General features: G+C 41.5%; 8 protein-coding genes. 1 reads left to right on the top strand and 7 read right to left on the bottom strand.

Annotation, left to right across the window (positions count from 1 at the left end; all coding sequences use genetic code 11):
* Nucleotides 1-9: 9 nt before the first annotated feature.
* Entirely contained in the window at nucleotides 10-2,430 is a 2,421-nt protein-coding gene (locus tag EHW67_RS08255; RefSeq protein WP_126161906.1) for a glycoside hydrolase family 95 protein, read from the top strand.
* Between the two features lie 524 nt (nucleotides 2,431-2,954).
* Here EHW67_RS08255 and EHW67_RS08250 read toward each other — a convergent pair.
* The 7 genes from EHW67_RS08250 to EHW67_RS08220 form a co-directional block, all read right to left on the bottom strand.
* Nucleotides 2,955-4,490, bottom strand: coding sequence for a sulfatase family protein (locus EHW67_RS08250; RefSeq protein ID WP_126161905.1), 1,536 nt, complete (start codon nucleotides 4,488-4,490; stop codon nucleotides 2,955-2,957).
* Nucleotides 4,491-4,596: 106 nt separating this feature from the next.
* Nucleotides 4,597-6,129 (bottom strand): sulfatase family protein, encoded by a 1,533-nt coding sequence (locus tag EHW67_RS08245; RefSeq protein ID WP_202911932.1) that lies wholly within the window; start codon nucleotides 6,127-6,129, stop codon nucleotides 4,597-4,599.
* A gap of 41 nt (nucleotides 6,130-6,170) precedes the next feature.
* Nucleotides 6,171-7,697, bottom strand: a complete 1,527-nt coding sequence (locus EHW67_RS08240) for a sulfatase family protein (RefSeq protein ID WP_202911931.1) — start codon at nucleotides 7,695-7,697, stop codon at nucleotides 6,171-6,173.
* Nucleotides 7,698-7,776: 79 nt separating this feature from the next.
* Entirely contained in the window at nucleotides 7,777-9,390 is a 1,614-nt protein-coding gene (locus tag EHW67_RS08235) for a sodium:solute symporter (protein ID WP_126161903.1), read from the bottom strand.
* A gap of 1 nt (nucleotide 9,391) precedes the next feature.
* The gene (locus EHW67_RS08230) at nucleotides 9,392-10,354 is read right to left on the bottom strand and encodes an aldo/keto reductase (protein ID WP_126161902.1); all 963 of its coding nucleotides are present in this window, start codon (nucleotides 10,352-10,354) and stop codon (nucleotides 9,392-9,394) included.
* A 7-nt stretch (nucleotides 10,355-10,361) separates the two neighbouring features.
* Nucleotides 10,362-11,399: an L-idonate 5-dehydrogenase gene (locus EHW67_RS08225; protein WP_126161901.1), complete on the bottom strand. Its 1,038-nt coding sequence runs from the start codon at nucleotides 11,397-11,399 to the stop codon at nucleotides 10,362-10,364.
* Nucleotides 11,396-13,858 (bottom strand): glycoside hydrolase family 95 protein, encoded by a 2,463-nt coding sequence (locus tag EHW67_RS08220; protein ID WP_126161900.1) that lies wholly within the window; start codon nucleotides 13,856-13,858, stop codon nucleotides 11,396-11,398. The genes EHW67_RS08225 and EHW67_RS08220 overlap by 4 nt, the downstream gene beginning before the upstream one ends.
* Nucleotides 13,859-13,946 lie beyond the last annotated feature (88 nt).

Raw genomic sequence — 13,946 nt, 5'->3', positions numbered from 1 at the left:
ATAAAGAGGATGAACAGCTATCAAATACGTGTGTTCTTGGCGCTATTTCTTCTTATTTCCTTAACAGGTTGTGTGGACGGGGTAAAGGAAGTAGACAACAATAAAATGGTGTTGTGGTATGGGACTCCCGCAAAGAAGTGGACAGATGCATTTCCTTTGGGTAACGGCCAATTGGGAGCTATGTGCTACGGAGGATCGGATGTGGAACGCTATCAGCTAAATGAAAAAACATTATGGGCCGGAAGCCCTAGCAATCCCTATGCAAAGGATTATAATGCCAAACTGAAAAAGATCCAACAACTTATCTTGGATGGAAAGATTGTGGAGGCCAATGAATACGGGCTTCAAAATATGACTGCCGCACCTACTTCTTTTAGGTCTTACGAGCCATTGGCCGATTTATTGATTGCTTTTGATAAAAGGGATTCGGTTCAAAATTACAAAAGGGAACTAGATTTGTCAAAGGCTGTTCATAAGGTAAGTTACAGTAGTTCAGGAACGGATATTATTAGCGAATCCTTTATCTCTGCTATTGATAATACCTTGTATATACGCATTGCAGCCAAAGGCAAGGAGAAGATTAACTGCAGCATTGGATTGGAGCGTGCAAAAGATGCCGTTATCAAGGCACTTCCCAATGGGATACTTCATATGGATGGGCAAATTGTAGATATAGAAGCGCCCATGGCCAGGGATGAAAATGCTGGCGGATCGGGAGCAGGTGGAGAACACATGCGTTTTGCTGCGAGGGTGAAAAGTGAAGTCACCGGTGGTAGTATAGAACCCATGGGAGATAAATTGGTGGTGAAGGATGCAGATGAAATTATTATAAAACTAACAGCGGCGACCGATTATAACTTATCCAAGTTAAATTTTGACGCTAATATAGACCCTGCTGCCTTGGCCGATGGGATATTGAAAAATTCTATAGCTACTACGTGGGAGGAGTCCAGACAGGCCCATGTGGAAGATCACAGAAATATGTTCGAACGAGTTGCGTTGGACTTAGGTAGTTCCCCCAAAGATTCGCTTCCCACGGACCAGCGACTATTGGCTTATAAAAAAGAAGCCAATGACCCAGGACTGGAAGCCCAATTGTTTCAATTTGGCAGGTATTTGTTGTTGGGAAGTTCACGTTCCAATGCTATATTGCCAGCTAACCTACAGGGTATTTGGAGCGAAAGGATGTGGGCGCCATGGGAAGCGGATTATCATTTAAATGTAAACCTGCAGATGAATTATTGGCCGGCAGATGTCACCAATATTCCCGAGACATTGGACCCATTGGTCAATTGGTTCGAGGGTATTGCGGAGACCAGTAAACCATTGGCAAAGGAAATGTACGGTTCCGACGGTTGGTTTTCTCACCATGCCTCAAACCCGTTCGGGAGGGTGACCCCTTCTGCATCTACTTTTTCCTCCCAGTTTAGCAATGGAGTATTGGATGCCCTACCGGGAGCTTGGATGACCATGAATTTATGGGACCACTATGAATTCTCACAGGATAAGGAGTTTCTTAAAAACCGACTTTATCCGTTATTATCCGGAGCAAGTGAGTTTATTTTGGATGTTTTGGTGGCCGATGCGGACGGAGTACTGCACTATATGCCGTCTTCATCACCAGAAAACCAATACAAGGACCTTGCTACAGGAGAAATGATGCGAATCACCTCTACATCAACCTATCACTTGTCCATAATCCAAGCGGTTTTTAATGCAACATTGGAGGCCGCCTCTATTTTGGAAGTAGGACAGGAGCAGCGTGATCGTATTCTTAAAGCCCAAGCGGCACTACCTAGCTTCCCTATCGATCCCGATAACGGAAGGCTTATGGAATGGCGTGAACCCTTGCAAGAAAAAGAACCTGGTCATAGACATCTTTCCCATTTATTAGGGGTACATCCCTTTAATTTGATTACGGATGAAACCCCTGAAATTTACGAAGCCGCCCGTAAAAGTCTGGAATGGAGAGAGAAAAACGGACAAGGGGGAATGGGATGGGCCTATGCACATGCCTTGCTGATGCATGCCAGATTATTGGAAGGGGAGAAAGCCCACAAGAGTGTGGTGACCTTATTGTCTAGAGGAAGAAAGAATAGTTTAATGAACACCATAGGACCTTTTCAAATTGATGGTAATTTAGGGGCTACGGCAGGTATTGCAGAAATGCTGATTCAAAGCCATAAAAAAGATGCTGATGGCAACTTTATTATTCACCTATTACCGGCCATACCTACAGCTTGGTCGCAGGGAAAGGTTTCTGGCTTAAAAGCTCGTGGTAATTTTGAGGTAGATATGGAGTGGAGCAATGGGGAATTGACGTCAGCTTCCTTGTTTTCAAAGAATGGAGGCTCTTGCAGTGTAAGGGTAGGGGACAAGATAATGAAAGTAACATTGAAAGCAGCAGAGAAAATAAAATTGGAACCTTAAGTAGCCAGTTCTATCGTGATGTAAAATTGAAATGTAGTATTGGGATATTTTAGTAATAGCAATGCTATAAATTGCATAAAAAAAGAGCAGTGGTTAACCTCTGCTCTTTTTTTTAACTTCTATTTTAAAATAAGATAGGAAACCACAGTGCGAAGAGCGCTGGGGGCTTAAAATAGTGTTCAGCTTCCTAAAAGTACCGGTGAAGTTGGTATATGCTAGCTAAAACCCCTTATTTACGACTTCTAGGTGTCCCAAAATGACCGATACCGTTATTTAGAATGGGCTTTGGAAGGGGTAAATCCCAAGTTCATGAATACTTTTAACATAAGAATATTATGAGGAAATAATCTTTTATGCACAAGCGTTTCAGCGCTGCTTAATCTGTGGTTTAATGGATGGGTATTCTAAAAATGTTTGAGGAGGAACAATGGCTCTTAAAAACCATTAATTTTTTTTTCTTCCTTGGTATTGCCTTTGTATTTAATGTCCATTTTTGTGTTATTTTGGAGAATAGTTTTCCTATTTTAATTTAAATATCCTCTGTCCAATTCTTGTTGTAAATAGGCTTCCATTTCTTTGATTTTCTCTGGATATGTTTCAAATAAATTAATGCGCTGTTCTGGATCTTTTTCTAAATCAAATAGCAATCCTTCTGTAGTAAAATCAGTATAACCTCTTAATTTTTTAAAAGATTCGGGCATTCTTCCTACGGAGCCAGTAGTGTAATTAATATATAACCATTTACCCATTCGCACCGCATACCGTCCTGGATTTGTGTTATGGATGGTTGCTGTTCTTTTATGCTTGTGGTTTGATTCACCTGTTATGATTGGTAAGAAACTTTGACTATCTATGGCCCCTTTTTCTGGAATTTTGGTTTCCGTAATATCTAAAAGCGTAGCCATAACATCGATCTGAGAAATTAAATCATCTGAAACAGTTCCTGGATTTATGTGGTTTGGCCATTTGATAACAAATGGAATATGGTGTCCACCTTCCCATAAATCCCGTTTTAAACCTCGAAAATCGCCCATACTGTAATGGTCAAATTTTTCGGCTCTTTCATAGGCAAATTTTTCTGGCCCGTTATCCGAACTAAAAATTACTAAGGTGTTTTCATCGAAACCGTTCCTTTTAAGGGCTTTTAAAACTTGACCCGCTACCCAATCGGTTTGTACCACAAAATCGCCATAGGCACCCGCTTGTGATGTGCCATCGAACTCATCATTGGGTATAATGGGGGCGTGGGGAGAAGGCAGTGCTAAATATAAAAAGAATGGCTTATCCTTCTTTTGTTCATCAATCCAAGCAACTGTTTTTTTTGTTAACGTCGGTAGTACGGTATATGGATTCCAGCCTGCTACTTTAGGACCTGGACGCGAATCCCAATCTATTTCTTTCGCTTCTCTTTCAAACTGGTTAAACTCGAAAAAATCGTTTGGGGCCTTTACAAATTTATCGTTTTCAACCCAGGCATACGGAGGGAAGTTAATAGTGCCATCCCCAAAATAATAATCAAATCCACGATCTAGTGGTCCGCCTTTAAGAGGTGCTTCCCAATTTATATCTTCCACTAAGTATGTTTTGTGGGTTCGGCCCCAGTATGTTCGTTCTCCAGATGGTTCCTTATTAATAAAGTTCCAGTTCCATCCCAAATGCCATTTTCCAATAGCGGCAGTTTCGTAGCCTTCAGATTTTAACAATTGAGGAAGTGTTACATCTGTATCCTTGAACAGTGGGTCTCCAAAAGATTTAACGATACCATGTGTTCTACGCCAATGGTATTGCCCCGTAAGCATGGCAAAACGACTGGGAGAGCATATGGCAGAAGAGCTATGGGCATCTGTAAACCGCATTCCTTCAGTTGCTAACTGGTCTATATTAGGGGTTGGTATTTTAGAATTTGGATTTTGACAATTTAAATCCCCATATCCCATATCATCTGCATAGATAATGACAATATTGGGTCGCGTTTTGGATTGCGAATTCTTTTGTGCATAAGTGGAATTATATAAGTGTAGAATAAAAATAGCGACTATACATGTGGTGGTGATTTTCATTTTTATTTAATTAAAATAATTTATGTGATTTGTGTTGTTGTTAAAGTTTGCCAATTGGCACTTATTCGTTAAGGCCGATATGGACTATCCATATTAGTTGGAAAAGTTACTTGTTAAGTTTTTTCCAATCCGGACCTTCATCCCTTATTTCCTTCCAGTGTTCCAACATCAAAGCCTTTAATTTATCTGCCATTTCCGGCTGGGATGCGGCGAGGTCATTTTTTTGTTCTGGATCCTTAGATAGGTCGTAGAGCGAAAATTTTACAGGTAGGGATGACTTCATCCATTGCATTAGGGTATTGTGTTCCAATTTTTCAGGTAACCACCCCAAGAGCGTATAATCCTCATAGCGCATGGCCATATGTGGCATCCTGAAATAGGTGTCCTCATGAGTGGGAAATACCCATAGATAAGATTTCTCCCGTGTAGTCTTTTGGCCTAAAAATGCCGAAAAGGCATCCGTGCCGTCCAAGCTAATGTCACTGGGCAGGTCTACTTTAGCAAGTTTGGATATTGTGGTCAGGAAATCTGTTGCCACTACCAGTTCGTTACTACTGATTCCTGCAGGAATCTTTCCAGGGTAGCGGATAATACCGGGAACCCTATGGCCACCCTCATAGGGGTAGCGTTTCATACCCCTGAAATTACCGGGAGTTCCAAAACAAAAATCCCTGGTGGGGGCCTCCCATTCTCCTTTGGATTCTTCTAGGTTTACAGGATGTTCCGGGCCGTTGTCACTGGTGAAAATTACCATAGTGTTGGCTTTTAGATTTTCCTGATCTACCGTTTTCATCAAGTTGGCAAAGGCATTATCCAATTGTGAAATGGTACCGTAATACTCTTTTTTGTTTTTGCTTATATCGTATTCGGGTCTATCTACTCCTCCGTATTTAATAGTGCGCTCCAATGAATCCACGCTGCTGTTGTTGTAAACATTGCTGTATTCCTCAGGTGGCGATAAAGGAGCATGTGGCTCGTGGGTGGAAACAATCAGTAAGAAGGGTTTGTCCTTGTCCCTTTTGTTGCTAAGCCAGTCTGTGGCCTCTTCGGTTAGGACATCACAATACCAACCATCCACTTCACCTACTGCAGAACCGTTTCTTATAAATTTAGTGAAATTTTTGGGGCCTTCATAGGCATTATGGGTAGAGGCAAACCAATAATCGAACCCCTGGTCGCCCGGGTTGGGTTCTTTGGCTTTGGCGGTTTGTTTTAGTCTTGATAAATGCCATTTTCCCATAAAGGCCGTTTCGTAACCAGCAGATTTTAGCATTTCGGCCATCGTTATTTCACTGTTCTGTAGGTGGGCTCCATGATAACCCTGTAGATAATAAATACCGCTTCTGTATGGGTTTCTACCAGTTAACAGACCTGCTCTTGAAGGAGAGCATACAGTTCCCGCTGAATGACAATCGGTAAGCAATACCCCTTCGGAGGCTAACTTGTCTATGGCAGGTGTTTCAATAATGGGGTTGCCGTAGCATCCCAGATCCCCATAGCCCATATCATCAGTCAAATAAATAATGATATTGGGTTTAGTCTCCTTTTTTACTTGTTGTTTTGCCTTTTTTGAATTGCAACCAATTACAAAAGAAACCAAAACAAAAAGAATGGTAAGAGGTGTAATTTTTTTTATCATTTATTTTGAAGGTTTCTGGTTAAGTGGCTATAAGTATCCAATTACTTGGATCTCCCCCAATCAGGTCCTTCATCCCTTATGTCTTTCCATTGTTCCAACATCAAAGGCTTTAATTTGTTTACCACTTCAGGTTGTGATTCGGCTATGTTATGTTTTTGCTCTGGGTCGGTTGATAGATCGTAGAGAGCAAATTTCTCCGGTACGGAGGTTTTCATCCAATCAATGAGGTTGCTACCGTCTTTGTTTTCCGGGAACCAACCTAGAAGGCTGTAATCGTTATAGCGCATGGCCATATGAGGCATTCTAAAATAGGTGTCCTCATGTGTTGGGAAAAGAAATAAATAAGGTTTGTCGCGCTCCGTTTTTTTACCCAGAAATGCAGGAAAGGCGTTTACGGCGTCCATTTTTATATCGCTTGGGGTGTTAACATTGGCTAGCTTAGCGGCGGTAGCAATAAAGTCTGTTCCCACTACAAATTCGTTGCTAGTGGTTCCGGCGGGAATTTTACCAGGATAACGTACTATACCCGGAACCCTGTGTCCCCCTTCATAAGGGTATCGTTTCATGCCCTTATAAATTCCTGGAGTCCCAAAAGACATGTCGCGAATTGGGTCTTCCCATTCGCCTTTGGATTCTTCTAGGTTTACGGGATGTTCCGGACCGTTGTCACTTGTGAAAATCACCATAGTATTGTCGCCCAAGTTTTCGTTGTCTACCGTTTTCATTAGATTACCAAAGGCGGCATCCAATTGTGTTACCGTACCATAGTACTCCTTTTTGTTTTGGGTAATATCGTATTCTGGTCGCGCTACTCCGCCATATTTAATTGATTTTTCCAAGCTGTCCACCTGGGCGTTGTCGTACATTTTACTGTACTTTTCTGGTGGAGCAATAGGAGTATGGGGCTCATGGGTGGAAACAATGAGTAGGAAGGGTTTGGATTTGTCACGTATATTGGTAATCCAGTTGGTAGCTTCCTCGGTAAGTACATCACAATACCAGCCATCCACTTCTCCTACAGCTTCCCCGTTCCTAATAAATTTTCCAAAATTTTTGGGGCCTCCAAAAGCATTGTGGGTAGAGGCGAACCAATAGTCGAACCCTTGATCGCTAGGACTGGGTTCATCATGTTTTTTACTTTTTTCCAGTCTGGACAAATGCCATTTTCCCATAAAGGCGGTTTCGTAGCCACTGGATTTTAGTAGCTCGGCAATGGTAACTTCATCCTTCTTTAAATGCGCCCCATAAGCGCCTTGAATATAATAAAAACCACTTCTATACGGATTTCTACCGGTTAATAGACCGGCTCGGGATGGTGAGCAAACAGTTCCTGCAGAATGGCAATCGGTCAATAATACCCCTTCGGAGGCAAATTTATCAATTTCGGGTGTTTTTATTATTGGGCTTCCATAACAGCCTAGATCCCCATAGCCCAAATCATCCGTAAGGTAAATAATGATATTGGGTTTTTTTTCTTCCGTTTTGGTTACTTTTTCTTTGCAGCTAGACAGGAGAACAACTGTTGACACTGCAAGAAGACGAAATATATTTAATTTGGATTTTCTCATGTGAAAGCTCATTTAAAGAACGGATAATTGGGTTATAAAAATATTCAGCACTTTTGAAGGCTAGAATACTATAGGGTGTTTATTGAAATATGATGTAAAGAATTATTAGTAGTACAAACAATAGACCTGCATATAGACGAACATCCTTAACACCCTTAAATTCCTTGTCGGTTAAAAATTGCCAAGGGTTGTCCCATGTATACTTTAGTTGCTCTGCACTAGGTTTGGGAGTAAGGTAACTCACTATAAAGTAAACTACCGAACATATACAGAATAGCCACCATGCCTGCATCATGAATGGGGTTCCCCAAGTATCTGTTATAATACTTGGATTTCCATAAAGGGATGGAATAAAATCGGCAGCAAAGGCACTAATACCTAGAATAAAACCAAATATCAAGGTAATGATGGAAGCTTCTTTGGTTCCCCTTTTACTAAATACCCCAAAAAGGAATACCGTTGCAATGGGTGGTGCCAATGCGGCGGCAATCTTGTTGATTGCCTCAAATATACTATTGAATCTTCCCCCTTGGGTAGACCAGGCAATGGCCAATATCATTACAATTACTGCTACATACTTACCTATTTGTACTTGTTTTTTGTCCGAAAGGGATGGTTTTACCCTTTTTGCAATGTCGATTGCGACCAAGGTAGAACAACTATTGAGTGCGGCAGCTATAGTACTCATTAAAGCAGAAAGCAGTGCTGCGGCAAAAATGCCCTTTATTCCTATAGGAAGCAGTTCATTGATGAGCACAGGCAAAGTTTCATTACTGCTACTAATCTTATCTTCAAACAATACATAGCCAATAACACCAGGCAGTACCATTATAAATACGGGAAGAATCTTAAGAAAACCGGCAAAAATGGGTCCTTTTTGGGCATCATCCTCGCTTTTTGCGGCCAATACGCGCTGTACAATGGTTTGGTCCGAGCACCAGTACCAAAGTCCCAAAATTGGATAGCCCAAGAATATGGCATACCAGGATAAACCGGAGTTGCCGGCATTTTCACCACTCCTGATCATACTTAATTGGTCTGGTTTTATCCTATCTTTAAAATCGGCCAAGGAATCTACACCAATTTCTGGCAGGGCGTTAATGGCAAATATTGTCAGGATTATAGCTCCTATTATCAAGACCACCGTTTGTACCGTTTCAGTGATGACAACAGCTTTTAAGCCCCCAAGGATGGTATAGGTGGCCGTAATGACCGATATGATTAGAATGGAGACAAAAACATCGATCCCAAAAAAAGACTTGAATACTATGGCCCCTGCGTAGAGGCTCATCCCTATGTGTACAAATAAGGCGCCTAAAATGGCCATAAAGGCCAGGAAAGACCTTGATGGGGAACCATATCTTTTTTCCAGGAATTCGGGTAGGGTAGAGATCTGACTCTTAAAGTAGAAGGGGGCAAATATAAGGCCAAGAAATATCAGGACCACAGAGGCCATCCATTCAAAATTTCCCCAGACCAGGCCATCTTCAAACCCGGAAGCCGCCAAACCTACCAAATGAATGGTAGAGATATTACTGGCAAAAAGGGCTGCGCCAATTACAATCCAGTTTAAACTTCGGCCGGCCAAAAAATAATTGTCCGAAGTCATTTTGCTTTTACCAGCCGATAAAATACCAAGTACAAGGATTCCTACTAGGTATAAAAGGATTATAATTAAGTCTACTGTACTCATATTAGTCGTTATATTCTCCAAAATCAAAATCCTTGTTCCTGATAGGTTGGAGAATTTGTTTTAATTTTTCAATCATAATTGTATCAATTGGCTCTTCACTCCAATCTATGTTTTTGTTTAAAATATCTGTCTGGTTACAACTAAATAGAGTAGTTGGGACCTCAGGGTTGCTTAAGGCATATTGAATGGCCAATTTTTCTATTGGGACATTGTTTTCCTGGCAAAAATTAAGGGTTTTGTTTATTACACACAAATCTTTATCGGTAATTGGATACCAATCGGGCGGACCTTGATGGGTCAGTAGTCCACTAGCAAAGGGAGAAGCACTTACCAAGGCCATCCCCTTTTCTTTAATTTTTGGCATTAACTCCAGTAATTGATCGTTGATAAGGGTGTAATGATTATGGACCAAAACGGTATCCAGATCATAATTGGGAATTACCTTGTTGAGCACCTCAATAGAATAGCAAGAGATGCCCACAGCCCTAATTTTCCCTGCTTTTTTTAACTCCCTAAGAGCTTCTAGGCCTTCATTCAATGCTACTTCCAAATGAGTTCCCTTGTTGTATTCAATATCGTGCAAAAATAGCAGGTCCAAATAATCTGTGTGAAGGCGTTTCAAGCTAGCTTCGACCGAGTCGATTATGGCCTTATATCCAAAATTTAACTTAGGTGGCAAGGAAGTGATTTTACCCGCTTTGGTTGATAGTATTATTTCTGAACGGTTCAGGTCTTTTAGTCCCTTTCCTAAAATAGTTTCCGAGGTTACCGGTCCGTAGGTGGAATCACTTCTGCCATAAGCAGGGGAAGTATCAAAATAGTTAATTCCCCTATCAAAGGCCGTATGTACAGTTTTAATGGCTTCATCCATTTCAACATTATTGAACATACCGCCAATTGCCGATGCTCCGAAGCCCAATTCGCTTATTTTTATATTGGTTTCACCTAAAGTGTTGTATCTCATACCAATCTTAATTTTCTACAATGATTTTTATATCTTCAATGGAATCGGAGGCACTTTTCATAGCTTCAGGTATTTCATCGAAAGGAAATCGGTTTGTTATTATTTTAGTAAGGTCTATTTTCTGTTGCTCCAATAGTTCCACGGCCAAGGAGTACTCTTGGTTAAAACGAAAAGAAGACTGAAAAGTCAGTTCGTTTTTCATACAGGCGGCAAAGGGAAATTGGGCATCGTCGTGATGCATGCCCAACTGAACTATTTTACCTCCCTTTTTAATGAATTTCACCGTATTGGTCAATATCTTATTGGCTCCGGAGGCTTCCAGTAAAATATCAAATCCTTGAGGGGCCAAAGAGGATAAATTGGCCTCAAAATCAGGTTCCAGTGGATTTAAGGCTGCCGTTACCCCAATTTTTGTTGCCTTAATAAGGGCTGGGGTTCTAATGTCTGTTATTACAATAGGTTCTGTGGTGTATAGGGATGCCGCCATATGGCAAAGCTGCCCAATTGTACCTGCCCCGGTAATAAGGACCGATTTACCTTCTAAATCGCCAGCTAGGTTTAAAGCATGTAGCACTACAGAAAGTGGCTCCAACAAGGAGGCCATTTCAAAACTTATAAAGTCTTTTAACGGCACACAATTTTCAGCAGGTATCTTTATGTATTCGGAAAAACCACCGTTTAAATGTGGATAAACACTTGCAGAACCTATGTACTTCATGGAAGGACAAAGGTTTTGTTTTCCCGCTTTACAGTGAACACATGTTTTGCAAGGTCTAGAGGGATTTATAGCTACTCTTGTGCCTTTCTTAAGCTTAGGGTATAAAGAAGATTCTTTTTCAATTACCCCCGATAGTTCATGCCCTAGGGCAAAAGGTTCCCTAGGTATGAAATCGCCAATTTTACCGTCTTTATAGTAGTGGATGTCCGAACCACATATGCCAACCGATTTTATTTTGACTATAACTTCGTTATCGGCAGTATCATCGGGGTAGGGTATATCACAGTACCTTACATCTTTTTTTCCGTATAATAAATATGATTTCATATTTCTTTGATGGTATAGGTTTTACCTTCAACGGTATTGAATTCAATAATTTTGTTAGGACGTTTTTTAAGGTTTACCGGTTTTCCGTCCAAGAACACCTTTACCTTCTTATTGGTTTTTAGCCTAAACTTTTCACCGGCCTTGGAAAGTACCTTTGTGGAGGTAAGTTCCTTGTTTTTCCAGCTAAAATCCAGTTCAAATCCGCCCCTGGCGCACACCCCATTGAATTCGCCATCAGACCATTCGGAGGGAAGTGCGGGTAACAGTTCTATATAGCCTTCATGGGACTGGATAAGCATTTCGGTAATTCCGGCGGTTACACCAAAGGATCCGTCTACTTGCAGGGGTTTGCCACATTTGGCAAAAAGGGAAGCGTAGCACTGCTCTTTTAAATATCCCTTGAATATGGAGTTGGCCCTGTCGCCATCGTTTAAACGTGCCCATAGTGCCATTTTCCAGCCTCTAGAGAAACCTGTACCGCCGTCGCCTCTTTGTTCCAAAACCTTTTTAACAGGTTCAATGAATTCAGGACTGCGGTTGGGCGATAAAACGTTGCCAGGGTACAGACCATATAGGTGCGAGAAATGACGGTGCTTGTCTTCCATTTGTTCGTAATCCTCGGTCCACTCCTGAAGCATTCCGTCCTTACCAATTTGTGAGGGTGGGAAACGCTTTCTGGCTGCCAGGACGTCTTTGGCAAAATCAGCATCTTTTTCCAATATTTTAGAGGCCTCTCCGTAATAGGCAAAAAGGTCCTTTAGTATTTGCATATCCATAGTGGCACCAGCAACAATAGTGGTGAAATAGTACATCCCGGTAACTTCATCATAGAAGTATTCGTACCCTTTTCCTTTAGGTGGGTTTTCAGGGGAATTGGACGGATTGGTAACCAGCCAATCTTTTCCAGGATACTCCACTAGGAAATCCATAAAAAATTGAACCGACCCTTTGATGATTGGATATACTTCCTTTAAGTACTCTTTGTCCTGGGTAAAAAGGTAATGCTCCCAAAGGTGAGTGGTGAGCCATGCACCCCCTACGGTGTAGGTGCCCCAGGTTGGTCCGTCCATTGGAGCGGCTACCCTCCATAAATCCGTGTTTTGGTGAAATACCCAGCCTCCTGCACCATAATGCTCCTTGGCCACCTCTGCTCCCTGATCGGTAAGTTCTTTTACCATGGTAATCAAAGGTTCGGAAAGTTCGGATAAGTTGGCAGTTTCTACTGGCCAATAATTCATTTCAGTATTAATATTGGTGGTATACTTGGAATCCCAAGCAGGATTCATATCATTGTTCCATATACCTTGAAGGTTGGCAGGCTGTGTTCCTGGCCTTGAAGAGGCAATTAGAAGGTATCTACCAAAATTATAACATAGGGTAGAAAGCTGTGGGTCCGGATCAGTTTGGATTTTAGACATCCTATCGTCTGTAGGTAAATAGGAATTGTCTGTAGTAGGAAGGGTCAGTGACACCCTATCATAGTACTTTTTGTGGTCTTCAAGGGCACTTTGCTTTATGTTGGCAAAGGAGTTTCCTTCCAAATGCGCCATCATTTTCTCTACACGGGCATGTTCGTCTGCACTTACATCCTTGTAATTGACAAAGTTTGTAGCCGCTACAAAATATAGGGTCACGGCATTGGCGTTTTTAATTTTTAGTCTAGAACCCTTAAGGCTCATGCTTCCACCCTGTGGCAGGGCTTTTATCCTAGCTTCGTATTTTAATTTTCCATCAACACCTAGGTAATCGGCCGACTTCCCGGTTAATTTTAGTTGGTTGGTTCCCAAACCATCCATGCGGAAATAATCTGTGGCATAATTGGAATGTGAATTATTTCTTACCCCTCTAAGTTCGGCATCAAAAGAAATACTCCCTGGTTTGTCTGCGGTAATGCGTACTGCAATGGTCTGATCTATTGCAGAAGCAAAAATTTCCCGAGTATAGTTTACCCCATTGGCTTGGTATTTAACGGTGGCTACACCGGTTTTAAGGTCTAGGGATCTTTTGTAGTTGGTTATACTGTCCTTGTCAAAAAAAAGATGAAGGTTGGCCAGCGATTGATACTTTTGTTGTTCCACAGGGTATCCCATTAGAGCGCGGCCAAATAGCTTATGGGCCTCAATGGGCTTGCCTTCAAAGATGTATTGCTGGATTTTTGGAAGCTCTTTGTAGCCACCTTTTACCACCGTGGAGTAGGGGCCTCCCGTCCAATAGGTCTCCTCGTTGAACTGAATTTTTTCTTCCCCACTTTTACCATAGACCATGGCTCCAAGTCTGCCATTTCCAACAGGAAGGGCTTCTTCCCAATTGGCAGCAGGCTCATCAAACCAAAGTGTATTGGCCGGATCCATACTTTTATCGCCCAAAGTAGCGCTTGTTGTTACGTTATTGGGTGTTTGTCCAATAAGCTGAATTCCTACAAAAAGAACAGGAATGAATAGTTTGAATTTTAAGTTCATTACGTTGATATTTTTTTTGATAATGTTATTAGTTTACTGAATTTTTTTAAGTAATTGATTGCCCTTGGCCCAATATGTAATTTGAATG

It is taken from the genome of Arenibacter aquaticus (assembly GCF_003957295.1).
In the GTDB taxonomy this organism is placed as follows: domain Bacteria; phylum Bacteroidota; class Bacteroidia; order Flavobacteriales; family Flavobacteriaceae; genus Arenibacter; species Arenibacter aquaticus.
The sequence above is the reverse complement of the archived record's forward strand: the minus strand, read 5'-3'. Positions and strand labels throughout refer to the sequence as shown.

Coding starts and splice junctions, on each gene's coding strand:
- EHW67_RS08235 (WP_126161903.1), bottom strand. CDS start 9,390: ATGAGTACAGTAGACTTAATTATAATCCTTTTATACCTAGTAGGAATC.
- EHW67_RS08250 (WP_126161905.1), bottom strand. CDS start 4,490: ATGAAAATCACCACCACATGTATAGTCGCTATTTTTATTCTACACTTA.
- EHW67_RS08220 (WP_126161900.1), bottom strand. CDS start 13,858: ATGAACTTAAAATTCAAACTATTCATTCCTGTTCTTTTTGTAGGAATT.
- EHW67_RS08240 (WP_202911931.1), bottom strand. CDS start 7,697: ATGAGAAAATCCAAATTAAATATATTTCGTCTTCTTGCAGTGTCAACA.
- EHW67_RS08255 (WP_126161906.1), top strand. CDS start 10: ATGAACAGCTATCAAATACGTGTGTTCTTGGCGCTATTTCTTCTTATT.
- EHW67_RS08245 (WP_202911932.1), bottom strand. CDS start 6,129: ATGATAAAAAAAATTACACCTCTTACCATTCTTTTTGTTTTGGTTTCT.
- EHW67_RS08230 (WP_126161902.1), bottom strand. CDS start 10,354: ATGAGATACAACACTTTAGGTGAAACCAATATAAAAATAAGCGAATTG.
- EHW67_RS08225 (WP_126161901.1), bottom strand. CDS start 11,399: ATGAAATCATATTTATTATACGGAAAAAAAGATGTAAGGTACTGTGAT.